Annotated in this window: 16 protein-coding genes and 6 pseudogenes; 7 read left to right on the forward strand and 15 right to left on the reverse strand. The window is 64.7% G+C overall.

Translation table 11 applies throughout. The annotated features are described in order from the left end of the window. The first annotated feature begins 44 nt into the window (after positions 1–44). The 5 genes from ACVJ19_RS43580 (at position 45) to ACVJ19_RS43600 (ending at position 5,591) form a co-directional block, all read left to right on the forward strand. Positions 45–290: a type II toxin-antitoxin system VapB family antitoxin gene (locus tag ACVJ19_RS43580; RefSeq protein WP_284279121.1), complete on the forward strand. Its 246-nt coding sequence runs from the start codon at positions 45–47 to the stop codon at positions 288–290. Then, positions 290–685 carry a type II toxin-antitoxin system VapC family toxin gene (locus ACVJ19_RS43585; protein ID WP_284279120.1) on the forward strand — a complete coding sequence of 132 codons (396 nt, stop codon included), beginning with the start codon at positions 290–292 and terminating at the stop codon, positions 683–685. The genes ACVJ19_RS43580 and ACVJ19_RS43585 overlap by 1 nt, the downstream gene beginning before the upstream one ends. 259 nt (positions 686–944) lie before the next feature. After that, positions 945–2,144 (forward strand): RHE_PE00001 family protein, encoded by a 1,200-nt coding sequence (locus ACVJ19_RS43590; protein ID WP_284279119.1) that lies wholly within the window; start codon positions 945–947, stop codon positions 2,142–2,144. Between the two features lie 128 nt (positions 2,145–2,272). Next, entirely contained in the window at positions 2,273–3,244 is a 972-nt protein-coding gene (locus tag ACVJ19_RS43595) for an AAA family ATPase (RefSeq protein WP_284279118.1), read from the forward strand. Further along, positions 3,144–5,591, forward strand: a complete 2,448-nt coding sequence (locus tag ACVJ19_RS43600) for a S8 family peptidase (protein ID WP_453955351.1) — start codon at positions 3,144–3,146, stop codon at positions 5,589–5,591. Before ACVJ19_RS43595 ends, ACVJ19_RS43600 begins: the two co-directional genes overlap by 101 nt. Before the next feature lie 227 nt (positions 5,592–5,818). On the opposite strand, the gene ACVJ19_RS43605 is transcribed toward ACVJ19_RS43600, so the two are convergent. Both ACVJ19_RS43605 and ACVJ19_RS43610 read right to left on the reverse strand, forming a co-directional pair. Further along, positions 5,819–6,136, reverse strand: a complete 318-nt coding sequence (locus ACVJ19_RS43605) for a DUF736 domain-containing protein (RefSeq protein ID WP_009859453.1) — start codon at positions 6,134–6,136, stop codon at positions 5,819–5,821. 651 nt (positions 6,137–6,787) lie between these two features. After that, positions 6,788–7,714, reverse strand: coding sequence for an ArdC family protein (locus tag ACVJ19_RS43610; RefSeq protein ID WP_284279116.1), 927 nt, complete (start codon positions 7,712–7,714; stop codon positions 6,788–6,790). Between the two features lie 81 nt (positions 7,715–7,795). Here ACVJ19_RS43610 and ACVJ19_RS43615 point away from each other — a divergent pair, with 81 nt between their 5' ends. Then, positions 7,796–8,017, forward strand: a complete 222-nt coding sequence (locus ACVJ19_RS43615; protein WP_284279115.1) for a hypothetical protein — start codon at positions 7,796–7,798, stop codon at positions 8,015–8,017. A gap of 36 nt (positions 8,018–8,053) precedes the next feature. On the opposite strand, the gene ACVJ19_RS43620 is transcribed toward ACVJ19_RS43615, so the two are convergent. The 13 genes and pseudogenes from ACVJ19_RS43620 to ACVJ19_RS43680 all read right to left on the reverse strand — a co-directional run bounded on the left by ACVJ19_RS43620 (position 8,054) and on the right by ACVJ19_RS43680 (position 22,851). Beyond that, positions 8,054–8,641, reverse strand: coding sequence for a hypothetical protein (locus ACVJ19_RS43620; protein WP_284279114.1), 588 nt, complete (start codon positions 8,639–8,641; stop codon positions 8,054–8,056). Positions 8,642–9,120: 479 nt separating this feature from the next. Beyond that, positions 9,121–9,444 (reverse strand): hypothetical protein, encoded by a 324-nt coding sequence (locus ACVJ19_RS43625; RefSeq protein WP_284279113.1) that lies wholly within the window; start codon positions 9,442–9,444, stop codon positions 9,121–9,123. Then, positions 9,441–9,856: pseudogene (locus ACVJ19_RS43630) on the reverse strand (DUF7007 domain-containing protein); the annotation flags it as partial. The gene ACVJ19_RS43625 and the pseudogene ACVJ19_RS43630, both read right to left, overlap by 4 nt. Positions 9,857–10,142: 286 nt before the next feature. Further along, positions 10,143–10,298: pseudogene (locus ACVJ19_RS43635) on the reverse strand (IS110 family transposase); the annotation flags it as partial. Positions 10,299–10,307: 9 nt separating this feature from the next. Further along, positions 10,308–11,250 (reverse strand): IS630 family transposase gene (locus ACVJ19_RS43640; RefSeq protein ID WP_100213571.1). Its coding sequence is split into 2 segments (ribosomal slippage): positions 10,308–10,913 and positions 10,915–11,250, totalling 942 coding nucleotides; the frame shifts between segments, so codons are not numbered across the junction. 88 nt (positions 11,251–11,338) lie between these two features. Further along, a pseudogene (locus tag ACVJ19_RS43645) lies at positions 11,339–12,340 on the reverse strand (IS110 family RNA-guided transposase); the annotation flags it as partial. A 78-nt stretch (positions 12,341–12,418) separates the two neighbouring features. Next, positions 12,419–12,895, reverse strand: a pseudogene (locus ACVJ19_RS43650) (DUF7007 domain-containing protein); the annotation flags it as partial. Then, on the reverse strand, positions 12,892–13,368 hold the full coding sequence (locus ACVJ19_RS43655) for a hypothetical protein (protein ID WP_284277711.1): 477 nt from the start codon (positions 13,366–13,368) through the stop codon (positions 12,892–12,894). The pseudogene ACVJ19_RS43650 and the gene ACVJ19_RS43655, both read right to left, overlap by 4 nt. Before the next feature lie 88 nt (positions 13,369–13,456). After that, a pseudogene (locus tag ACVJ19_RS43660) lies at positions 13,457–15,141 on the reverse strand (ParB/RepB/Spo0J family partition protein). A 246-nt stretch (positions 15,142–15,387) separates the two neighbouring features. Then, positions 15,388–20,494 (reverse strand): annotated as a pseudogene (locus ACVJ19_RS43665) (N-6 DNA methylase). Between the two features lie 169 nt (positions 20,495–20,663). After that, on the reverse strand, positions 20,664–21,266 hold the full coding sequence (locus tag ACVJ19_RS43670; RefSeq protein WP_166354134.1) for a DUF1419 domain-containing protein: 603 nt from the start codon (positions 21,264–21,266) through the stop codon (positions 20,664–20,666). 328 nt (positions 21,267–21,594) lie between these two features. Beyond that, complete coding sequence (locus ACVJ19_RS43675; RefSeq protein WP_253574992.1) at positions 21,595–22,479, reverse strand: DUF3991 and toprim domain-containing protein; 885 nt, start codon at positions 22,477–22,479, stop codon at positions 21,595–21,597. Positions 22,480–22,602: 123 nt separating this feature from the next. Further along, positions 22,603–22,851 (reverse strand): hypothetical protein, encoded by a 249-nt coding sequence (locus ACVJ19_RS43680; RefSeq protein ID WP_284277718.1) that lies wholly within the window; start codon positions 22,849–22,851, stop codon positions 22,603–22,605. Between the two features lie 695 nt (positions 22,852–23,546). Between ACVJ19_RS43680 and ACVJ19_RS43685 the strand changes: the two genes are divergently transcribed. Continuing rightward, positions 23,547–23,804, forward strand: coding sequence for a WGR domain-containing protein (locus tag ACVJ19_RS43685; RefSeq protein WP_166354138.1), 258 nt, complete (start codon positions 23,547–23,549; stop codon positions 23,802–23,804). Positions 23,805–23,821 lie beyond the last annotated feature (17 nt).

The following is a 23,821-nucleotide window of genomic DNA, read 5'->3' on the forward strand; positions in this document are numbered from 1 at the left end:
CTGTGCTATATACGGATACACGACACGGTCTAGAGGAATGCGCCATGGCCTTCCACATCAAGAACCCCGAGACCGACGCGCTGGCTCGCAAGGTCGCGGCGCTGAAAAAAATCGGTCTCACCGAAGCGGTGCACGCGGCACTCACCCATGAGCTCGAGCGCGAGCAGGGCAAGCCGTCTTTGGTCGACCTCGGCATCCAATTCTGCCGGGATCTGCGCGCCAAGGGCAACCCCGCGAAGGGCCAGCCGGCTGACAAGGCCTTTCGCGACAGCCTGTACGGAGACGATTGATGTTCATCGACGCCTCGGCGCTGACCGCGCTCCTGACCGACGAGGACGAGGCGCGGGAGCTTTTGGCGCGGCTGCAGCAGACCGGAACGCGTCTGACTTCGCCACTGGCGGTGTGGGAGGCGGCGGTCGCGGTGGCGCGCGTGCTGAATCTTTCGGTCAGCGCCGCGGCGGAGGCGGTCGAGAGCTATCTCGCGCTGATGGAGATCGCCGTGGTCGCGGTGCCGCCGGAGACGGCACGGATCGCACTCGACGCCTTCGACCGGTTCGGCAAGGGCCGACATCCGGCGAGCCTCAATTTCGGGGACTGTTTTGCCTATGCCTGCGCCCGACATCTGGGCCAGCCCTTGATGTTCAAGGGTGGCGATTTTCCACAGACCGATATCGAGGCTGCCTGACGCCCCGCGGCGCTCGGCTGCGGCGCCAGCGTCCGACCGGCGCCGCGGCGGGGAGGGGACTTTCTCCTCCGGAAGGGGGACAAGGGTCGGCATGGGATGCGATCTCTCGCCGATCTGAGGCTTAGCGGGTGCGATTTCCGGGCGTCTGGATGGCCAGACTCGCTGATTTGCCCCTCAACGTCTATCACTATCGATAAGGGGTGGTTATCGATAGTCAGAGTTGTGAAAAACTGGCATCGCTGTGACGGAACCTAAAGCTGTGATAGTTTCCGTTGCGGCGATTCACGTTAAGGTTATCAATATCTTGCAATGCGGCTACCAGATCCCCGATCCATTGCCATGGACCAAGCTGGCCGGGCCGCTGGCCGCTGCCGAAGACGCGTTGGCCCGGCTCGATGAGCGCCTCGCTAAAAGCCCGATCCGCGACGGCTGGATCGCCCGAACTCACTTCACTGATGCCTGCGCCAGTCTGTGGCTCGAGGGCGAGCTCGTCCACCTCGAAGATCTTGTCCTCCACGACGCCGGCATGGATATCCGCAGCCCCACCCACGAACTGACCCGCGCCCGTACTGTTCTGCGCGCCCGCCGCCGCATCGCCGAGGCCAAACCGGATTGGGCCCTGTCGCCGGCCGGCCTCGCCAAGCTGCGCGGCCGGCAAGGGGTGGCCGGTTGTGAAGATGAGACGAGTAACCGGAATAAGGGAAGACCGGCGGCGAACGAAGCGGAAGAAGCCGACGGAGAGGCGAGATCGGAGGGACACCTTGCCATCGCGACACCCGACGACCGGCTGGCCGACGCCTTCGCCGCGGTCGACGCCGCAATCGCCAAGGCCAATCGTGCGTTGGCCGGTGAGATCGCCAGTCAGGTGCGGCGTTTGCCGGAACGCGATCCATTGGTTTACGACCTCGACTGGGACGAGGACCAACGGATGCAGGAGTGGAGCACAATAATCGATCGGACACGCAATCTGCCGCCCGCGCTGGCGGCCGCGATCGCCGACGACGCGTGGAGCACGATCGAGCCGCTGCAACACACACCCTGGCTTGGCCGACTGCTGGCCGCGGCCCTTCTGCGTTCGCGCGGAAAGACGCGCTCGCACTTGTCCTGCCTGCATGAAGGACTCAAGGCCATTCCGCGCGAGCGGCGAAGGCCGCGCGATAGCGCAGGCCGCCTCGCCGCCCAGCTCGAGGCGCTCGCGGCCGCAGCCAAGGCCGGACTCAAGGATCACGACCGCTGGCTGACTGCCCGTACCCTGCTCGCTCGCAAACTTACCGGCCGCCGCTCCACCTCCCGGCTGCCGGCGCTGCTCGACTACGTGCTGTCCCATCCGGTGGTCTCGGCCGGCATGATCGCGGAGGAGCTGAAGATCACGCCGCGCGCCGCCCAGGACCTGGTCGCGGAGCTCGGCTTGCGCGAGGCGACGGGGCGGGGACGATACCGGGCGTGGGGGATTCTTTAGAAAGGACCGTCCGACAGCCATTTGCCTTGTTTAAATCGGGTAGTAACCCCATCGTGAAACGCTGCATTTGCAGTTATGATTCGTGGAGCAGGAGAAAGTAAAGCACAGCCATGGCCCGTGGGGAGTTGATGAAAAAATTGCTCGCCAGCTACGGTCGGGACGATGAGTTCCGCGCTGTGGCGGAGCAAATCATCGACGAAGAGGAAAAGAAGAACAATCGCGTGCTGGCGCGTAGCCTGCGCAAGACCCTTGAGGCCGGCCCGAGCCGCCCAAGCGGTCCGAAGGCGCTCGCGCCCCTGCTTCCGTTCCCTGAAGCGGCCGCCGACTTCATCGAGCGGATCGAACCGCGGCACACGCGCAATGATATCGTGCTCGGAGCGACGAACGTTCGGGTGCTGCTTGGCCTCGTCAAAGAGTTTCGCCGCGCCGAGGACATCCGGCGGCACGGGCTAAAAGTTCGCTCCAAGCTCCTGTTCTGCGGCCCGCCGGGATGCGGCAAGACGCTGTGCGCGGAGATTTTTGCAGCCGAACTCGGACTGCCGCTGTTCCTCGTCAAACTCGATCGGCTGATCTCGTCCTACCTCGGCGAGACGGCCGGCAACGTTCGCAAGATTTTTGAGTTCGCCCGCAAGCAGCCCTGCGTTCTGTTCTTTGACGAGTTCGACGCGCTGGCGCGCTCGCGCGACGACAGCAGCGAGCACAATGAGCTGCGCCGGGTCGTCAACAGCCTGCTGCTGTTCATCGACCACATTCAGCCGAAAGGTTTCCTAATCGCCGCGACCAACCTCGATCAATCACTCGATCCAGCCGTCTGGCGGCGCTTCGACGAGGTCGTCTGGTTCGACAAGCCGGATCGCGCAATGATCGGCCGATTCCTGCGGCTCAAATTCAAGAACGTCGCCACCGCCTTCGATCCGCTGCAGCATGCGGCGGCTCTGGAGGGCTATTCCTATGCCGAGATCGAGCGCGTCTGCACCCAGGCGGTCAAGACAATGATCATTGATCGCCGGAAGCAGGTGCAGGCGCGCGACTTCAATCACGCCTTGGAAGACGAGGCGCGCCGCCGGGCAGGACAGTCTCGCCTCGCGCCGCCGAGCTAGGCGCGCCGTGGCCCGATACGATCACCTCGAACTCGTTCGGCTTCCGGAGCAATTCGAGCGGCGCAAGCATGGCGGCGGCGGCCCACCGCCGGCGCGCGATCGCGACCAGCACACAGCCAAGCTGCGCGACGAGCTCGACGCCGCGACGCAGGAGCAAAGGCGGCGCCGCAAGCCCGAATTTGTCGACCCCTCCCTAATCCTGCGCGTGCAGATGACGGGCCCCCTGCTTGAGGAAGAGTGGGAGCGGCTGGGGCTCACGGTGCTATCGAGCGACGCGGACCGCACGCTGGTGCTGTTCGCCTCGAGTGAAGACATGCGGGATTTCCGCGCCCGGCTCGATGCCTATCAGGGCGGCCCGCCGCCCGGGCAGAAGCACGCCCCCTACATCAATTTCGTTTCCGGGATCGAAAGCATTGGATCGGTCGAGCCGCGCGACCGGATCGGTCCAAGCTTAAGGGAAGAAGGATTCGCGGACGTCGATGACTTCGTCCCGCAGACATCCTATCTGGTCGACATCGAGCTTTGGGATCTGGGCGAACGTCGCCTGCGCGAGCGCAAGGTTGAGGACGTCATCCGCTACGTCGAGGCGCGGGCGGGAGAGGTCTTTGATCGCTATGTCGGCCCCTCGATCAGCATGTTTCGTGCGCGGCTGACGGGCGAACTGTTGCGCACGCTGCTGGCGGTCGAGGAAATCGCGGCGATTGATCTGCCGCCGGCGCCGGACGTGACGACGGCCGAGGCGCTCGAGATGGTGCTTGCGGAAGCGCCGGCACTGAACGCCGTGGCCGATGATGCCCCGTTGATCGGCATCATCGACAGCGGAGTCAACGATCACCCCTTCCTGGCGGATATTCTTGTCGGCGCGATTGGCGTCCCCGCCGAGCTCGGCACCGCTGACGTGTGGGGCCACGGCACCCGCGTGGCCGGCGTCGCCGTGTTGGGCGATCTGCGCGCGCAGCTTGACGCCGGCGCGTTGCAACGGGGCGCTCGCCTTTGTGCGGCCAAGGTAGTGAACGACCAAGGTGGCTTTGACGATCGGCGCCTCGTGCCCTCGCAGATGCGCGAAGCGATCGCGACTCTGAACCAGCGTTTTGGCTGTCGGGTCTTCGTGATTGCGCTGGCCGACCGCCGCCGCGTCTTCGACGGTGGCAAGGTCGGAACATGGGCAGCCACGCTCGACGAATTGGCGCGCGAGCTCGACGTCATCATCGTCGTCTCGTCCGGCAATCGCATGCCGCGCGGCGGCAATCGTCTCGAACAGGCGGTGACCGAATATCCGCGCTATCTCCTGGAGGACGCCAACCGGTTGTTCGAGCCGGCCGGCGCCTTGAACGTCATCACCGTCGGCGCGCTCGCGCACGGCGAAGGTCTAGATCCCGATCGCGCCGACGACGTCCGCGTTCGTCCCATCACGCGCCTGCATGAGCCGGCCCCGTTCTCGCGGATCGGACCGGGACCAGGCGGCGCGACCAAGCCCGACGTCGTTGAGATCGGCGGCACGTTGATCTTCGATGCCGTCGTCGCGCGGCTGCGGGGAGGCGAGGATGTCGGTAGCGCCGGTGTTCTCACGCTGCATCACAGCTATCTCGATCAGCTCTTCACTGCGGGCTCGGGCACGTCCTATGCCGCGCCGCGGGTTGCCTTCAGCGCCGCTCAGATCCTGACGCGCTTCCCGCAGGCTTCTGCCAATCTAGTGCGCGCGCTCATTGTGGGGTCTGCGGAAATCCCACCGCCCGCCAGCGAACGGCTTCAGCTGCTTGGTGGAGACGCGACCCGGGCGATTGTCGGTCATGGCCTGGTGAATCTCGAGCGCGCCGCATTCTCGGACGACGCGCGCGTGACCCTCTACGCCGAGGATGAGCTCGCCCTCGATCATTTTGCCGTCTACCGAATTCCGATCCCGGAAGCATTTCAGGCGGGAAACGGCGAGCGCTGCATTCGCGTGACGCTGGCATTCGATCCGCCGGTGCGCCACACCCGGAACGACTATGCCGGCGTCGGCATGAGCTTTCGCCTGGTGCGCGGCTGTCAGCCCGACCTGATCTTCGATCATTATCGCAAGCGTGAACAGGACGATGGTCCGTTTCCAGAACTTGCCGCGCGATACAATTGCAATCTTGCTCCCGGACCGCAGGCGCGCGAAAAGGGGACGGTTCAGTGCGCGACCGTCACTTTCAAACGCGGGGTCGAAGAGTACGGCGACAGCTATTATCTCGTTGTGCGCTGCGAGAGCGGCTGGGCGACGCATGTCGATCGGCAGCAATTCGCGGTGGTGTTGGAGCTTCTGCAAAAAGCAGAAGTCCAGCTCTATGAGCGGGTTCGACAACGGATTCGCCTAGAAGCTTAACGCCGGTGGCGTGATGGAATAGGGCGGCCGCCCCAAATTTAGTGATGACTTCGGCGCAAACCGTCGCGCCCGATGACGAACGGATCGTCCCATTTGCTCGGACGGCAGAGGTAATTTTGGGTCGCACTCGCGCGTTTGCCGGCAGCACGCGTCCATGATTTTGCAGCGTTCTCCTTGCCGCCTACGGTGAAGGCCCCGCCTCGCGGCGGGGCCACCTGCGCCGCATCTCAGTCACGACTCGGGCGAGACCAGATGAGCGAGTGCCCTTCCTCGCCTTCGACCTCAACCAGCGTCGCGTAGATCGGAGCCGGGAAGCTCGGGTCGTCCAGCTTGACCGAGTGGTACTCGCGGCCCGTGTCCTGGGACTTCTTCTTCCACATCGCGCCGAACTCGATGTTCGCGCCCGCGAAGATGCGGTAGTCCGGGGCCTTGTCTGAAGTGCGTTCGGCCGGAACGATCTTGGTCTTGACAGTGCCTAGAGCGAGGGTCTTGACGGTGCCGACGAAACCGTTGCCGTTGACGGTGAAGTTGCCGATGGTAGCCATGTTCGTGTCCTCTTTCGTCGGGCCGCGACCATCGCGACCTCGATGGCTGTCGTTGACCGGAGGCGATCGGGCCGCACCCGAAGGGCCGCCACGCAGTAGAGGGCGGCCAGGGCGAGGCTTTCTTGTCTCGCGAGGAATGGGCGCGCAGCGGCCAGGGGAAGAAAGCCGAGAACGGCCGTTGCGGTCTTTTGATCGAGGCGGAGCACAGCGACGACGGCCTTCGGTTAGACATGCCAAATCGAGGACGCATTGGGCGCGACAGGCCGAACGATGAGGATACGACTGAGCGTCAGGCAAGCCACACCGCACGACGACGGGCGCATTGGTGAAAGGCACTCGCGCGCGCCGCGTAAGCTTTCCGCCAGTCCAGCGGACGCAATAACAACCCCGGACTGTCGTATCGTGATGACACCAGCCTTCTGCGGCTTCGGAAAGACGCTCACCCAGAAACAGACGGGCATCTCGGAAGCCATAAGAACCCGCCCGGCGCATCTCGCCTATGCCGTCGGGATGGTAAGCGCCGCCTCTCCAGTCGCCGGCACAGGCATGACGCCGCACAAAAGAGCGGCCCCCGCCGTGAGATGAGGCCTTCGTCATTGTCTAGAAAGGTGAACGATGAGCGCAAGCGGCCGAGACACGGATCGTTGCGCCTCATGCCGCTTGGTCGATCTCGGCCGGCTCGGGCTGAAGACCGTGCAGGTAAGTCACCGCGCGTTGCGCGTGGGCGGCCGCGCTGAAGATAAAACGCCTGTCGTTGGCCAGCACCTCCAACCACGACGCAAGGTAACTCGCATGATCGGCACGCGGCTCGAGTTCGGGCACGATACCGAGGTCCGCGCTGAGGAAGCACGCGCCAAGTTCCGCAACCAGCTCTTCACGGGCGCGCTCGCTGCGATCCTTTGCGTAGCGGCTGAGATCGCGATTGACGCGATGCGCCGGCGCAGTCCAATGCACGCATTCATGCGCGAGCGTGGCGGCATAGCTCTCGGCGTCACGAAAACTCTCGAATGGCGGCATTTGGATGAGGTCGAGCGCCGGCGCGAAGAAGGCCTTGTCGCTGCCGTGCCGGATGGTCGCGCCGGTGTTGGCGAAGAAGGCGTCTACATGCGCGAGACGCTGCGCCGGTGCGATGCTCGGAGCGGGGCGCCCATAGTAGTGATCCGGAAGGTCGTCGATCTGGTCGACGCAAAACACGGTATAGGCGCGCAGGAACGGAACCGTCCGTTCGACGTCGTCGCCATGCTCATCGGTCTCGGTCTTGGTGATCTTGTTGGCGTAGACCACCATCGTTCCGGTCTCGCCCTTGCGGATGTGGCCGCCGAGCTCGAGTGATTGTTTGAACGTCATCCAGATCGGTGACGTGAAGCCGCGCGCGACCGCTTCCGACCACAGCAGCACGACGTTAATGCCCTGATAGGGCATGCCGTTGTGGCGCAGCGGGCGCGTGATGCATCCAGCCGTGGTGGCCGCATCCCACGGCTCGACCCACGGACGCACACCGCGCTCAAGGTCTGCGACGATGCGATCGGTGATGCGCGCATAGATGTCGGCGCGGGGTTTGGTTTCCTTGCCAGTCATGATCCTACCTCCGTTGGAGGCCGCGCCCGTCGCGGCCCGTCACGGCGGTCCGCTGCGAAGGCCTGCGGGGTCGCGCATCCGGTGACGCTGGTGGTCGGGGTGAGGGGAGAGACGCCGGACCGGAACGCAGTGGAGGACGGCAAAGCCGTTGCGCTGCCGCGCCGGCCGGAGCATCGACCGAAAGCCGGTACGGGCCGCGGCGTGCGCTTGATCCCGGGTCATTTCTCTTTGCTCTTTTGCGCCGTCGCGATGTGCGAGATGAAAACGGCCGGCCCGCAGGGGCCGGCCAACATCGGATCGTGAGCGAGACAAGGCGGGGCCGAAGCCCCGCCGGCGGCATCACCCGAATGCTGCCATCTGAACTTCGGCCGCCTTGCGGCTGACGGTCTCGCCGGCTTGTTCGGGCTGGCGCTCGAACGGCTTCCAGCTCTCGCCGACGACGTGCTCGTAGGCTGCGGCGGCGCCTTCGGCCGCCATGCGCAGTGCGTGTGCCTGAACGGCGACCTCGGCGGCGAATTCGCGCTTGCGCTGGGCGGCGGATTCGAACCCGACCGGTCCATCGAGGTCTTCGTCGCGCGTGTCGTTGGCGAGCTTTGCCGTCGCCTCGCGTGCTTCGGTGACCGCGCGGCTGTAGAACTGCCCGGCGCCGTGTGCCGAGCCGACATAGGAGCCGACGATGCGCTGCAGGTGAATCTGCATGGCGCGTTCGTTGACGCCTTCGCCGAGCGCGTCGGCGGTCTCGCTGATGAGCCGCTGATGGAGATCGCGGATGCCGTCGCTGTCGGGGACGGGGAGGCCGAAGCTCTCGGCAATGCGGGTGGCCTGGGCTGCGTCCGGGCAAACGAGCCGGACCATTTCGATGGTGGTGCCACGGCGAAGCGGGACGACGCGGGCATTGGTGCGGGCTGCGCGAGCGGTCTTGGTCATGTTGAAGTCCTTTTCTGGTTTCGCCGTCGGGTTCGGTCCGGCCCCTGCCGGCTCTCCCCTCGGGTGCGGTCGCCCAGCGCCGCCGGGATGAGGGCCGCTTCAAGGTCCGGGCACCGCCAGGCGAGCAAGGTCCGGTTGCGGACAAGCGGGGTCCCAGACTGCTGGGCCCTGCGCCGGACGCGGCCGGGCCTTGCCGAGATCGGCGGTCTCCGGTCGCTTGCGACTTGGCCTTGAAGCGGACCGCCGGGGGCGCAGACCGCAGCAAACCCGAGGGGGAGAGGCGACAGAGTACGGGCGGGTTGGCGATACCGGAAAGGTTCGATCTGGCCTCCGCCGCTTCTGTGCTCGCAACGTGTGGCCGGGGATGCCGCGGTGTATGCACCGGCGTTGGTCCGCTATGCCGCCGCGCCATCCGCTTCCCCGGGCGATACGCGGCCGGGCTGCGACAGTCGTCCGTGCGATGGGCGCGCACCGGGTCGTTACCAGCGGCCCCAGACGCCGGCGCATATCGGGCCCGCAACGCTCGCGGCATCCTGCCGAGCGAGCTTGCGCGCGAGAGCGTCGATCTCCGGCTGGCGCTCTGCCGTGATCGCCGCAAGATTCGAACGGTAGCATTCGAGAAACGCACTCGGGTGGGGCCACTTGCCGCCGCGGTATGCGGACTGCTTGCGACCAAGCTGTGGGATCACCGCGGTCATGCGGCGGATGATCTGCCGGTCGATCATGTCGAGCTGGCGCTGCGTCTGGCGCTGCGCCTCCTCCATGCGCGAAAGCTGGGCGAGGCGTTGGGGAGAGGCCTTCATGGCGATGTCCCCCTCTGCCAGGCGATGAAGCTCGACGGCCCGGACCGGGTGGCGGGTCTCATCGACGACGAAACCGAAGCGGCCCATTCGGTACTCGTCGGACGGAACCAGAAAGCGCCGCTCCTCGGTGCCTGCACCGCGTCGGCCGCCGGGCGTGGCGACGACTTCGACAAAGCCGGGCTGCTGGTCCGAGGCGATCGCCGACACGACGATCCAATCGCCGGCATGCTCGTGCTCGAAGGCGCGCCGATCCTTCTCCCGGGATTCGCCAGGCTGGAGCACAGTCCCAAAGATCGCCTCCCACGCATCAGGCCAGCTATCCCTAATCGTGCGCTCCGCAGCGCCGCTCGTAGCTGGTGAACAGGTGCGGAAAGGTGATCGCCACGATCGCCCAGCCCTCGTCCTCCTTATATGATGATTGGTCAAGCCATCGGCTCTCCATTGTTTTGCTCCATTAGTTTGGCCTCCAGTATCCAGGTGAACCCAGGTCTTTCCTCGACCGGTAAACAGCCGGGACAACCTTATATCCGGTCGCTGCGCCAAGCAGCGGCACCACATTCCCGCATTCGATGGGCTGGGCTCAGGAAGGCGCTACCATCCTCATACTCGGCTGTTTAAGCCAAAGAAGACTTCCGGTTCGCCCGCCTGGATCTGCTGAAGCTGATCAGGCTTCAGTAGATGACGATGTGGAGCAGTTTCTACGCATTCTTCAGCTTCGCCCCGTCAATCACGACGCCAACCGTCACATATTTCCACAAAGCAACGAGTAGTTTGCGGGCGAGTGCGACAACGATTTTCTTGCGCTGGGCAGAACCACTCGATGCTGCTCGCTGCCGGAACCAGCGGGTTAGAGCATGATGTATTTACACGGAAACATAGCCTGAGTTTTTGAAGTAGTTGGTGCACTCCTCCTGGGAGAAGAGATCGAGGAGTTCACCAACCTTCCGCCAGGTTGCCTCCACGTCACGAGGTTCTGCGGATCGCATGAGGTGTTTGAGTTTGGCGAAGACCTGCTCGATCGGGTTGAGGTCAGGGCTGTAGGGCGGCAAGAAGATAAGGTGGGCTCCTCTGGCGCGGATAGCTTGGCGAGCCGCTTTGCCCTTGTGGCTGCCAAGATTGTCGAGAACGACGATCTCGCCCGGTGCGAGGGTGGGTGCCAACACCTTCTCGACGTACAGCGTGAAGAGTTCACCATTGATGGGACCATCAATCACCCAAGGCGCACTGATCCGATCATGACGCAGCGCCGCGATGAAGGTCATGGTCTTCCAATGGCCGAAAGGTGCAGATGCTTGGAGGCGCTGCCCACAAGGCCCCCAGCCGCGTAGCGGCGCCATATTGGTCTTGATCCACGTCTCGTCGATGAAAACCAACCGCGTGACGTCAATCCTGCCTTGATGCGCTTTCCATCGGGTCCGCTTACGGGCGACGTCTGGGCGATCCTGCTCGGCTGGTAGAAGCGTTTTTTTTGAAGCTGAGCCCCTCGGCGTGAACAAAAGTCCACACCGCCCGCACGTCTGTCTTGATCCCCCGTGCAGCCAGCTCCTGCGTCAGCTTGCGCAAGGTGAATGGCCCCGAGCGAATGCGTTTGCGCAGCCAGTCGGCGTTGGCATCCGACAGAACCCGCTTCTTGTGGCCGCCGATCTGGCCGGGCGCCAGGCCTCCGGTATCACGCCTTAGGTTCTTCCACTTCGTCACGCACGAGGGGCTGATCTGTAGCGCCTCTGCGATCGAACGAACCGTCTCGCCCGCGTCAGCGCGAGCCAAGGCGCGTTCACGGATGTCTTCCGAATAGGGGCGCGTCATCCATGCTGGCCTCCGCACTCCAGCATGGAGCTTGAATCAGAAATCGCCCGCTCTGGGAACCCCGATTCCAGTCAAAAACATCATGCTCTAGCGCAGAATCAGGCTGATGGCGCAGCCAGAGCCAGGCCAGCTGTATCATCGTGGTGCGTAACCGCGGGTTGCCAGCTTTCGACACTCCTTGATCACGATCAACGGATCCGCTCTGCCACGGTGTTGGTGCTAATCCCGCGTAAGCCGCGATTTGTCGGCGATTGTCAAAGTGCCTGTAAAAGCCTTCCGTCCAGAGCAGAGATGCGAACTCAGGTCCGATACAACGCACGTTCTCGAGCATGGAAATGGCGCTATTTGCCTCTTTCCGTTCGGACGCCAGAAGCTTATCGCGCTCCGCCTCGATCACTTTGATCTGCTCGATCACCAATTCAAGACGGTCAAGTTCTCGCGATATCTGGGCTTTCAAGAAAGGTGCGAGCGGCCGACCATCGCCAGTGCGAAGCTCTTCGAGGCGAGATCGTCGATCGCGATTCAGTGGTCGGTAGCCCGAAATACCTTGTGCGAACAGAAGTCCCTCAATCCGGTTGACGTGCGTCAGTCGCTCGACAACCAGGGCTTTCCTTTCCCGGACGAGCCGACGCCGGTCTTCCTCGTCATGGGATGGAATCCGAACCATCGCACATGTTCGTGGCTCACCCCGTTTGAACGACATAAGTGCGCGGACGAGTGTTTCTCCGTCGATAGGATCGGTTTTAGCTCGGCGTGCTTTTCTGGGCACCGCTATCGATGTCGCATCCACCACATGGCTCTCAACACCTTCGTCGGCCAAGACGCGATGGACCCAGAACCCATCAAGGCCTGCCTCCTGGATAACGATCACGGGGAGCCAAGAATCGGTCTTACGGTGCGCCCTGGCGCGGAGCTCGTTGAGCAAGCTGAGCAGCCGTCCGATCTGGCCGGCTGGGAGACCCTTCCGCGCCATCTTGGTATCGATGGCCGGCACGAATGAAGTCACCAGCCAAGTTGACTGGCTCAACTCCACCGAGACGTAAATTGCCTTGGCTACATCCATCCGGGTTTCCGCTGCTTGCTGAGACATCACTTTCATCTGTACTCGCTCCCCATGATTACGACTTGCCCAGCCTTTCGCCGGCCGGCGCCGACGTCAATCATGGGACTCGTACCAGCCACCCCGCGCGCGCAGCATCGAATGGACGCTGCGGTTGCGTTCGGCGGAAAGATGAAAGCCGCCGTGTCCTGCCGTCGAATGGCAGACGACGCCTTCCGCATAGACCGTCGCGCCCTGCGATGGGCCCCAAGGCGTGTTCGCTGTGGAGGCGATGTCGCGGCGGCCGAGCGCACGCTTCTCGCGCTGGTGCTCGGCGTTCTCCGCCACCTTCGCGCGGAAGGCGGCCTCGTCGGCGAGGTCGCCCGAACGGCCGTGGAAGTCGGAGAGCTTCCATTCGGAGATCGGCCGGCCGATGCACCAGCCGGTCGCGAGATAATGGCGACCGTCGCGCGCCGGCAGCATGGCGAAGGTGGTGTCGGCAACACGCGCGGCGAGGAAGCCGTCGCTGCTGCGACCAAACTCGACCTCGGGAAATCCGGCGGCCGAGTCATCGGTCATAGTGGTAGGGAGTGTGGGCGCGGTCATGCGGCTGTCCTCCCCTCCGCGACGTCGGCCGCGACCGCATCGGCCGTCACCTCGTCGAGAACGGCATTTGGATAGCCGTGGCTCTGCAGCCAGGTTTCGGCATCGGCGCGGCTGCCGGCGAGATAGACCAGCTCGGCATCCTCGCCGGGCCGGTCGAGCACGCGGACCGTACCGAGCTTCGGGCGTTCGGTCACGACGAACGCCAGGTCGCTATCGACCGGGAAGGTCCGGTGAACGCGAAGCACCACGACACCGCCACCGCCATAGTCGCCGGAATGCAGCGTGAAGCTTGCGCCGATGACCGTGTTGCCGATGCGGCGTTTGGGCTGTTTGCGGATCAAGCGACCGCCGCTATTGCGGTGTTCCCAGGCCGCGAGCTTCTTGCGGTGCCGCTCCGGCGGCCGCGGCGTGCCGTCGGAAAACCGGACGAGCGAGCCGAGCGGGGCGAGGTCGTAAATCAACTGTGCGGACATGACGTCCTCCTGTTCATGGGGGCGAAACGGAGCCGCCGCCGGATCAACCGGCAGCGGCGTGTTGTTCGGATTGGCGATGCCGGGCGGACTATTCCGCCGCCTCGCGGAACGCCTCGTCGTCCAAGGCTTCGCCATCGTCGGTATCGCCGGCCTCCGGGTCCTCCACCTGGTCGTCGGCCGCGTCGTCTTCGGCGACGGCGTTCTTCGCCAGCCACGACAACAAGGCGACCTTGTCGGGAGCGAACAACGCGGCTGGATGCACGAAGCGACCCTCCCTGAAGTGCTCAACCAGGGCGATGCGGGTGTCCTTCACCTTCTGGCGCGGAAGAACCGGCGTGTCCTTGCACGAGCCTTCGAGCGCGGCGCGCGACAGGCACGACAGGTAATCGTCCGTGCCCATGTTCGGCAGGAAGTTGTCCGCGCCGACCACATCGCCGGCGATGCGCGCTACGATGCCGCTAGCGTTGCGGTTCTCCCGGCACGACAGGACTTCCGTGAGGGTTGAGCGCGCCGCGACGCGGAGCGTGTCGATATCGATGACGAGCTTGCCATCCTGATCGAATAGCGACGCAGCATGGCGTGCTAAACGCCGGTTGCCGTAGTAGGTCCCGCCGCTGCCCGAATCGACCGAGACGTTCTGGCCGGCGAAGGCGAGGATCAACAAGGCCATCAGCGTGTCATCCTCGATCGGCGCGCGGGCCAGCGCCTCGTGCAGCGCGTCCGTTCGGAAGTCGCCGATCATCTCGAGGCCCTTGCGCGTCACGTCAGGACGCGGCATCGAAACTGTTGCGGACTCATCCGCAGCGTCGCTGTCGGCCGCCGCACCCTTGCCCGTCGCCTTCTTCGCCGCGGGCATGCGGTAATGCACGCTCTGCACCCGGCCGTCACGGTCCAGATACATCGCGGTGCAATCGCTCTTCGAGGCCTTGCCGTAGACGCGCTCAGCCTTCGGCGGCAGCTTGACCTCGCCCCAGGTGGTCGTCTCAGCGATGACGCCACGCTTCGGCAGGTTGTTCGTCATCCATTCCTGCTGCGCGCCGAGGAAGGCCTCGACATCCGTGGTATAGCGGCTGTCCTCATCTGCTGGCGCGAACAGATCCTCTGCCCATTCGATTCCGTAAGCCTGGGCGAGGTCGTCGCCAAGCTGGCATCACGTGCGTACATCCGGGCCCTGGTCAGAGCCTGCGCCACGCTAAACCACGACACCTGCGGATCGGCCTTGGAGGGCTTGTGCTTCTTCCAGACCTCCTTCTGCTCATCCAGCAAGGCGGAGGCGATGGTGCGGAGCTGCCGCTCGTCGGGCATGTCGCCCTTCGCCATGTGATCGAGCATGGCGGGCAGCACGTTCGCCAAGAGACGGAGCTTTCTGATCTGTCGCACCGGCAGCGCCAAGGCGACGCCGATCGCTTCTTCGGTCCAGCCGAGAGCGACGAGGCGTTCGATCGCGCGCCACTGGTCGACGGGATTGAGCGCTTCCCGGGCGATGTTCTCGATCATCGCGCGCATGGCGCCGTTGTCGTTCGCCGCCTCGTCGACGAGGACGTCGATCTCCTCGAGGCCGGCCGCGATCGCCTGCTTCACGCGGCGATGACCGGCGTTGATGACATAGCCGTTGCCGCCGCCAGTCTCAGGCGTGATGACGGGCGGCTGGACGATGCCGACGGCCTTGATCGTCGCCAGCAGCAGGGCGTCGGCCTGCGGTGTCGACTTCGACTGGCGCATGCGGTCCGGATTCTCCTTCAGCGCACGCGGATCGACCTTAATGAGTTGCATGGGATTTCTCTGTTCGGGGTTCGCGGACCGCGGCTCGCGGGTCCTTTTCCGTCTTCTTTCCGAAGACATCCCCCGGCCCGCGGAGCGGTCGGGCCGGCACAACAGCGGCCGAGCATCCCTGTCCGGCCGGACAAGCAGGGCTCTTAAGCCCTGCGAAGGACGACGGGCCGGGATCGCGCAGGCCGCGGTTGAGCGTCAGCGTTGCCGGCCTGACCGATCTGCGAGCGGGCTTTCTTTCCTTCCTCGTCACGCCGCGATGGCGTTCTCCCCACTCCCCTCCACATCGCTCGCAAGGGCCTTCTCCACCTCCGCCAACTGCCGGCGCTTCTCGGTAAGCTCGGCGGCGAAGGCGAAGTCGCCGTCCTCGCGCGCCTGATACGAGGCGAGCCTGCGGCAGGCGTCGGCGAGACGCTGGCGATAGCGCTCGATCTCGCCCTCGAAATTTTCCAACCCATGCTCCAGTCGCGAGATCGCGCCGAGCGGCGTGACCGTGACGGGCAGCTCGATCTCGGCTCCCGCGCCGGTGCGTAGCAGCACGGTGGTGTAGCGGTAACCGTCGCGGCCGAAGCGTTCGCCGGAATATTCGAGGTCAAAGCCGCCTATCGTCGCGACCACAATCTCGCCCTCCTGCTGAAGCTGCACGAGGGTCAGGATCTCCTTCATCAGCGCGCGACCGGCCTCCTTGCGCTCCACATAGCGCTTGCCGGCCACGCTCGCGGCGAAGGCGTCAGCGGCCGTCGCAACGCGGCGTTCAATATCCTTGCCGACATCTGCGATCCGCCGCGTGCAGAACTCGATGTCGCGCTCCGCGTCGCGGATCTGCCGGCGGACGGCGTGTCGATCGTCGATATGCGCCGCGCGGAGACGTTCCAGCCGCGCGATGTCGGCTTCCAGTCCCGCCTTCTCCATCAGCCGCTGGTCGCCGCTGGCGATCGCCTTGGCCATCGCGAACTGATTGGCCTGGCCTTCGCCGAGGTCCTCAAGCCGGCGGATCGACGTGTCCCCGGAGAGCGCCGCGGCGATGAAACGGGCCTTGCGTTCGTTATTCTGCCACATGCTCGCGTCGAGCGATCTCTCCGTGGCATAGGCAAAGATGTCGATGACATCGTGCTGGTTGCCCTGACGCTCGATCCGGCCCTCGCGCTGCGCGATCTGCGACGGCAGCCACGGCACGTAACGTCGAGGTGATGGAGCGCCGTCAGCCTGAGCTGCGCGTTCACGCCGGTGCCCATCGTGTCGGAGGAGCCGATCAGGAAGCGGACCTTGCCGGCGCGCACGTCGCCGAACAAGCGCTGCTTGGCCTCGGACTTCCTAAAGTCCTGCATGAAGGCGATCTCGGATCTGGGCACGCCCATGCGGACGAGCTCGTCTCTGATCCAGCTATAGGCCGAGAAGCCGCGCGTCTTCTCGACGCTGATCGTTCCGAGGTCGGAGAAAATCATCTGCGCGGCGCCCGGCAGCTCGTACGGCTTGCCGTCAGCGCGCACGTAACTGTTGTCTGACGTCTCCTTCCAGATGCGGAAGGCGTTGCCGACGAGGAGATTCAGCTTGTTGTCCGGCTCGTTATCGCAGTCCGGGTCGACCAGACGCAGGTCAATCGCCGCATGCCGTCCGTCCGTGATGACAGAGAGCAAAATGTCGTCACCCGGCTCCGGCGGCCGGTCGCGCGTCTCGATCGCCTTGATCCGCGCGTCGAGCAGGGCCTGGTAGCGCTTGAACGCCGGTGTCGGTTTTGCCGTCAGAATCTGCTGCTTGTCGGTCGAGATCGCCGGAACCTTCACATATTGCCGCAGGTCATCCGGTAGCACCACGTCGGCGAAGGACCGGAACATGGCGATCAGCTCGGGGACGTTGACGAAGGTCGCGAAGCGCGTGACCGGCTTGTACTTGCCGGACGGCTGAAGCTCGAGCTGGGTCGAGACATCGCCGAAGGTCGAGGCCCAGGCGTCGAACTCGTGCAGCCCGCGATCCAGAAGCGCCGCGTAGCCGAGATAGCGCTGCAGCGAGAACATCTCGCCGAGCGTGTTGGTGATCGGGGTGCCGGAGGCGAGCACCAGCGCGCGGCCCGGGTTCTTTGTCTCGATGAAGCGGGACTTTACATAGAGATCCCAGGCGCGCTGCGAGCCGTTGGGGTCGACGCCCTTCAGCGTCGACATGTTGGTGGCGAAGGACAGCTTGCGGAACTCCTGCGCCTCATCGACGATGATCTGGTCGACGCCGATCTCCGAGAGGGTGAGGAGGTCGTCCTTGCGCGTAGCGAGTGCTTCGAGCCGTTCCTTCAGGCCCTCCTTCAGCCGCTCAAGCCGCTTGCGCGAGACACGGTCCTCGCTCTCGACCTTGGTGAGCAGTTGCTCGTACAGCTCGAGCTCGTCCTCGATCATCTGCTGCTCGAACGCGGACGGCACGCCGATGAAGCGGAATGCCGAGTGCGTGATGATGATCGCATCCCAGGTCGCGGTCGCGGCGCGCGACAGGAAGCGATGCCGCTTGTCCTTGGTAAAGTTGGTCTCGTCGGCGACGAGGATGCGCGCGACCGGATAGAGCGCCAGGAACTCGCGCGCCGCATGCGCCAGGCAATGGCCGGGAACGACGAGCATCGCCTTGGCGATCAAGCCGAGCCGGCGCTGCTCCATGATGGAAGCCGCCATGGTCATCGTCTTGCCGGCGCCGACGGCATGGGCGAGATAGGTCGCGCCCGAGGCGATGATGCGCCAGATGCCGCGCTTCTGATGTCCGTAGAGAACGAATGCGCCCGAGGCGCCCGGCAGCTTCAGATGCGAGCCGTCGAAAGCGCGCGGCACGATGTTGTTGAAGCGGTCATTATAGACCCGCGCCAGGCGATCGGTCCGATCCGGACCGGACCAGATCCAGTTCTGGAAGGCAGTCTTGATCTTGTGCAACTTCTCCTTTGCCGCCTCGGTGTCGACCACGTTGAGGACACGACGCTCGCTATCGCCGTCCTTGATGGTGTCGAAGATCTGCGGCACCGAGGAATTGAGCGCATCGGACAGAAGCTGGCCGGCGTGCCGCCGCTCGGTGCCCCATTCGGATGTGCCGGCGGCCATCCAGCCGAGCTGGCGGGCTTCCACGGTCCACGACGCCAGTTCCGGCATGTGGTGGATCTTGATCTCCGCGCCCATCGTCTCGTGGACGAAAGCGATGATATCGGCAGCGGGGAATCCACGGCGCGCCGAGCCGCGCGGTGATGTCTGAGGGCCGGAGGTCGGCGGGTTGCACCTCGCGCAGGGCCGCCACATTGCGCTCATATTCGGGGTCGAGCGCGGCCGCGGCTTCCGCCGCCGCGAGCTTCGATCGAACGGCGCCTGAAAGATAGGCGTCGGCGGTCTGCCACGACCCATCGGCCGGATCGCGGAAGATGGTGCCGCCGAGTTCGGCGATCACGTCGTCCGCATCGCGATGCACGAGCTCGGCGATGTGATCGGGATCGACATGGCCGCGCTCGTTGAGCACGACGGCCAGAGCGTCGGCGGCGCTGGTGATGACCGGCGGCGCCGGCGGGGCGATCACCCGCTCGGTGAAGATCGGGCCTGGCCTTGCCGTATCGGATTCGAGGTCGTAGTCTTCGATCGAAGCCACCAGCCAGCAGTCCGGATCGTCCAGGAATGGCTGGAGGTTCGGCCTGCGGTGCGTTTCACGGACCTCACCGGTCTCGTCGTCCTCGGCCGTCGACACGATGGTCGTGTTGATCGGCCCGAAGGCGCACGAAGTTCGACCAGGCGATGCGTAAGCGGACCTGCGCATCCTTCCACGGGCGATCAAGCTCCTGGCATTTCAGCACGTCGCGCACCGCATCGCGGATCGGGATCAGCTTCTGGATGATCCGGGCATGCTTTTCCGGAATGCCGTCGGCGCTGCGGCCCTTGCGCACCGCCACAGAGATCGGCTTCCCGTCGAGGATCTGCATCAGGCAATGCCGGTGATCGAGGAAATAGCTGCCCTCGCGCGCCGTGAGGCTCGCCGCGCTCTCCGACTTCGCTGGCACGGCCTCGTGCTCGCTGTCAGAGTCGATCGCCTCCGGTTCGCCATCATAGATTGCGACCGGAAGGAGGGTGATCGCGTCGGCGAGCGCAGCCGCGAGCTCCTCGTCGGCCTTGGGTAGACAGGTGTAGGTCTCGCCGAACGGGCCGGAGGTCAGCGCGTGCGCGCCGAGCACAAGACGGGGATGGCGTGCAAAAAAGCGGTTGACGCGGATGGCGCCCTCGTCGTCGGTCGCCGGGTGCACCTCCTCCAGGTCGAGCCATGATATGTCGCCTTCGGGCTCGCCGTACTTGCGCCGCCGGAAGAATAGGATGTCGACCACGACGTTGGTGCCGGCATCGGCGCGGAAGCTGCCTTCCGGCAGACGGATGGCACTGAGGAGATCGGCATGCTTTGCGATCAGCGCGCGCGCCGAGCCATCCGCCTTGTCCATGGTGCCGTGCGAGGTGACGAAGGCGGCGAGGCCACCCGGCTTCAACAGCTTGATCGCCTTAACGATGAAGTAATCGTGGAGACGCAGACCGAGCGAGCGCAGCGCGCGGTCCGAGCGCACCGTGCGATCGGAGAAGGGCGGATTGCCGATCGCGAGGTCAAACCGCGCCGGCAGATCGATGCGCGCGAAATCGCCGGTAACGATCCGCGCCTGCGGCTGCAACAGCCGCGCGATGCGCGCCGTGACGGGATCGAGCTCGACGCCGGTGACGTGCGAGACATGGCGTAGCGCTTCGGGCATCAGCGCCGGAAACAGGCCCGTGCCGATGCCGGGCTCGAGCACGCGTCCGCCGCGCCAGCCGAACCGCAGCAATGCCGCCCAGATCGCCCGCACGATGAACTCCGGCGTGAAATGGGCGTATTGCGTGCAGCGCGCGAGCGAGGCGTAGTCAGCATCGTCGATCGCATCCTGCAGATCGGCGCCGATCGCGTCCCAGCCCTTCGCGAACTCGGTTTCGCCCGGTCGGCGGAAGACCCCATTGGCAAGCTCGGTGGCGCCGAATCCGGTGAAGCGGATCAGTTGCCGCTGCTCGTCAATCGTCGCGGGCCGCTGCTCGGCCTCGACCTGTGAGGCGAGCCGGACCGCCGCGACATTGTCGCGGGCGCGCTGCTTCCAGTTCCTTGCGAGGCCGCGCGCATCGGCAAGGTAGAAATTGTCGCCGCGCTTGCGCGAGCCGGCCGGGGAGGGCTGCGTCGACGAGACCGCCGGCCCTGCGGGGACCGACGGCGACGGCGGCGGATCGTCATCATGATCGTCGTCGCCGCCGGGATCGGGGCCGAACGCGGTAACGCCAAGGCCGAGACTGGATGAAAGGTCGGTATTGCCGAAGAGGTCGAGGGTGAAAGGATCGTCATGCGCCATGGGAAATGTCCTCCAGTTGGGCGCGCGCCGCCGTCCGCCGGCGCGGGCTGCGACGGACGGCACGGCGTTGCGGGATAGACGGAGAGCCGGCGCCAGGGCCGGGTGCGGAAATGCGACGCCCCGAGCGAGGCCGGGCTGCCGCGGGGCGGGGAGGGGAGGGGAGGTCGGGCTAGGCCGCGGCCGTCTCCGGCAGATGGCGGAACTGCACCGGCAGCTTGGCCGCGATCTCTGCCTCGGTGAGGTCGTCGAGGAGCTTCAGGACCGTGCCGCTCTGGCCGGCATAGACGAGTACAGTGCGGCGGCCGCGCATGGCCTGCGGCCAGCGCTCGCCAGCATAGCCGCGATAATCGTCATGCGTGCTCGACCAGATGTGGTCGAGCCGCTCGTCGCGCGTCATCGCGTGCACGGGCCGTGACTCGTGCTCGATGATCGCCGCCTTCATCCGCTCCGGCGACAGCCGATCTGAAAGATCGCAATAGCCATGGAACCAGCGCCGCTTTCCGTCGATGGTGAGCGCGAAGAAGATGCTGGTGACGCTGCCCGTCATGAATTCGCGCATCGCGAACATGTCGGCGCGCATGAACAGCGGGGGCAGGATCTCGAGCATGTAGTCGTGCTCCCGCTCGTTGGTCTCAAACCACTCACCGGCGAAGAGATGCTGGCCTTCACCTTCGGCCATCGCGGGGTCACCACGATGGCGGTTGAACAAGCGGTGCATCTTGCGCGTCGCAACGCCTTCGAAGACTTTGCGGATGCTGGGGGAGGTGTGCATGGGCGGCTCCTCTTGGCCTGGCCGGACTGACAGCGTGAGCGATCCGCCTGATCCCTTCGTCACTTCAGTCTTTCATCACACCTCCTCGCCGGCCGCACCGAAGGTCCGGCGGGTCAAGGGCCGCGGAACGCGGGCGAAGCTTCACCCTTGACGCGCCGGCCGGGCATGCGGCAGCGCTTCATTTCCATTTCATTTTCCCTCCCTCATTGTTCGATCCCCTCTTCCTTTGCTCAACACCAAGGCGTCAGAGAGTCACTCAGTTGAAGGCCTTGGCGCGGCGCCCCCACGCAGCCGGCGCGTCACCCTGGCGAGCCGCATCAGTTAGACGTCAGGCGCTCAAATCCTCATTCCAGTCGCCGGCGCACGGCCGCAAACGGGCATAACGCGCACTTGCATCTGCGGCGATGGCACGAATTCGGTCGGCGTAGACCTCGCCTTGCCGATTGTTGTCGGTTGCTGCCACGAGCCAAACATTGGCGCGCTTGGCCAAGCCGCGGATGGCGTCATCGGTCGCGGGCGACCAACCGCCGCCGGTGCTGACATAAAGGGTGTCAGGCCGCAGGACCTCGATTGCGGCGAGGCTCATCGCATCTATGGCGGCCTCGGTGATACAGATCCGCTCGGCCCCCTCCGACCCGAAGCGAAAGAGCTCCTTGCTGCCGTCCGTGGCGAAGCCCCGCCACGACGGTCCACGCTCCTCCCAGCCTGTGAGCGCTCCAGCAGAATTGCTGTGCGCCGCCCACATGCTGCCTAGGGGCCCCTCTCTCAACAGGTCGCTAGCGACCGTCTGCTTCACGATGTCCGCCGGCAGTCCGCGCTCGCCGGTAAGATAGCGCCAGGCTGGCGAGCCGGGCCGCAGCGTGACGCGATATCCCCACCGCTCTACAATCGACGCAAGGGCCTTGGCCCTTGCCGGGCGCTGCCACGCTGGTGCCGCAGGAACGAAGCCAACCACATCCGCAACACGGCCGCACGCCTCGACAAAACCACCAGCACCGAGGTGTTCGGCTAGCGAAAACACGTCCCCTTTCGCCGGCGACAATGGATCGAACCAGCCGCGGCCCTGGTGGATGACGATGATGATGTTGGTGTCGCGGCGATACTTGATCGCCCGCCGGGTGCTTTCCTTGACGTCGACCTTCCAGCCGTCTTTCTCGAGCAGGGCTGCGCAACCAACCTTTTTACGCAGCTCTTCAATTTCTTGCTTGTCCATTTATCTGCACCGGGTCGCGCAGGCGACGTCCGGCCCCTTCTTCTGTTGGTCTCACTTGTTCCTAGCCTTGCGGCACGTCCCCCCGACCGGCCGCGAAGCCTGCCGGAGGCAAGGGCGCGCGGACTAGCTGTCGAATTTGTCAGCTAGGTGGGCGCGGCGAAGCTTCCCTTGCAGCCGGCAAGGCGCCAGCGGCAGCCGGTCACCCGGCTCAATGAGCCGGGCACCAGGGATCGTCGCATCCTGATTCCCGTCGTATTCGCTGGAGACCATCACACCGAATTCGCTCTCAGCCTGGAAAAGGATGACCGGCACCATCAGCGTGCGGGCAAGATCGAAGGCGTGGTTCTGAGCGAGGGTGAGATTGTGCGACATTGAAAGGCTCCCGTCTTGCGGCGGGGACCATCCCCGCTCGACAGGCGCCGACGTGTTCGGTGGCGGTCGCGGTCACCTCGAGAGGCGAAGCCGAAGAGGTCGCACGCTTGCGTAGCGAACCCCTTGCGGGTTGATCGTAGAAGGCCGCACCAGAACCAAGGAAGCCCATTCGAGAGCGGAGTTGGTCCTTCACCGGAAGCATGTGAGCCGAAACGCACATCGTTCGCCCGCGGATGCAGTATCGGTCTGATTGACTGCGAGAACAGCCGCCGTCTTTTGTCCGGAGCGACAGTCGATTTGCCCACCAGGCGATTACTCCGCGCAATTGGGCTTCGATGTCCTCGAGACCATAGGCATCGCTTGCATTTAGGGGGTTCAGGTCCGACGCGAATACGCGGGAGCTTCCGATGAATTAGCAGCTGCCTTGTTCGGGGACTCGGGCCGTTTCGCGTCAGGGATGGCGGCCCGTAAGGGGAAGACCCGCTCCCGGGGCTTCAGCGCAGCCTCCAGCCCGGCCCGCAGGGCGGCGCCCACTTTGTTTGCAGTCAGAGGCGCACAACACCCTATAGTTTCGGAGACCGCTCGTTGAGCACCCTCAATGGCTTTCATCACCGGTATTAACATTCTGAATCGATAGGCCTGATCGATTCGATAACTTAATTGGACGACGTTTTCGACAGGTGCGATTCTTGCGCATGTCTGAACTCACGGTGCCATACCTCGTGCTCCAACGTTGCGATCCGGCCCGCAATATGGCCAGGTTCTATGTCCTCACGATTGAACCGACTCTGTTCGGTGATACGGCGTTGGTGCGCGAATGGGGACGTCTGGGCCACCGCGGCCGCCGGCGGATCGATCTGTTTGCCGGGAGGGTCCAGGCCGTCGAAGCGCTCGAGGCTTGGCTCGTCCGCAAATCACGCCGTGGTTATGTACCAAAGAATCCCGTGCCCTGAGTGCAGCGGCCCAGTAT

This window comes from Bradyrhizobium sp. USDA 376 (genome assembly GCF_054063675.1).

Excerpts from the sequence above, each read along its gene's own strand:
- ACVJ19_RS43585 (WP_284279120.1), top strand. The coding sequence starts at position 290 with ATGTTCATCGACGCCTCGGCGCTGACCGCGCTCCTGACCGACGAGGAC.
- ACVJ19_RS43685 (WP_166354138.1), top strand. The coding sequence starts at position 23,547 with ATGTCTGAACTCACGGTGCCATACCTCGTGCTCCAACGTTGCGATCCG.
- ACVJ19_RS43610 (WP_284279116.1), bottom strand. The coding sequence starts at position 7,714 with ATGACTGGCAAGGAAACCAAACCCCGCGCCGACATCTATGCGCGCATC.
- ACVJ19_RS43675 (WP_253574992.1), bottom strand. The coding sequence starts at position 22,479 with ATGGACAAGCAAGAAATTGAAGAGCTGCGTAAAAAGGTTGGTTGCGCA.
- ACVJ19_RS43625 (WP_284279113.1), bottom strand. The coding sequence starts at position 9,444 with ATGAAGGCCTCTCCCCAACGCCTCGCCCAGCTTTCGCGCATGGAGGAG.
- ACVJ19_RS43595 (WP_284279118.1), top strand. The coding sequence starts at position 2,273 with ATGAAAAAATTGCTCGCCAGCTACGGTCGGGACGATGAGTTCCGCGCT.
- ACVJ19_RS43670 (WP_166354134.1), bottom strand. The coding sequence starts at position 21,266 with ATGCACACCTCCCCCAGCATCCGCAAAGTCTTCGAAGGCGTTGCGACG.
- ACVJ19_RS43680 (WP_284277718.1), bottom strand. The coding sequence starts at position 22,851 with ATGTCGCACAATCTCACCCTCGCTCAGAACCACGCCTTCGATCTTGCC.
- ACVJ19_RS43655 (WP_284277711.1), bottom strand. The coding sequence starts at position 13,368 with ATGTCCGCACAGTTGATTTACGACCTCGCCCCGCTCGGCTCGCTCGTC.
- ACVJ19_RS43620 (WP_284279114.1), bottom strand. The coding sequence starts at position 8,641 with ATGACCAAGACCGCTCGCGCAGCCCGCACCAATGCCCGCGTCGTCCCG.
- ACVJ19_RS43580 (WP_284279121.1), top strand. The coding sequence starts at position 45 with ATGGCCTTCCACATCAAGAACCCCGAGACCGACGCGCTGGCTCGCAAG.
- ACVJ19_RS43605 (WP_009859453.1), bottom strand. The coding sequence starts at position 6,136 with ATGGCTACCATCGGCAACTTCACCGTCAACGGCAACGGTTTCGTCGGC.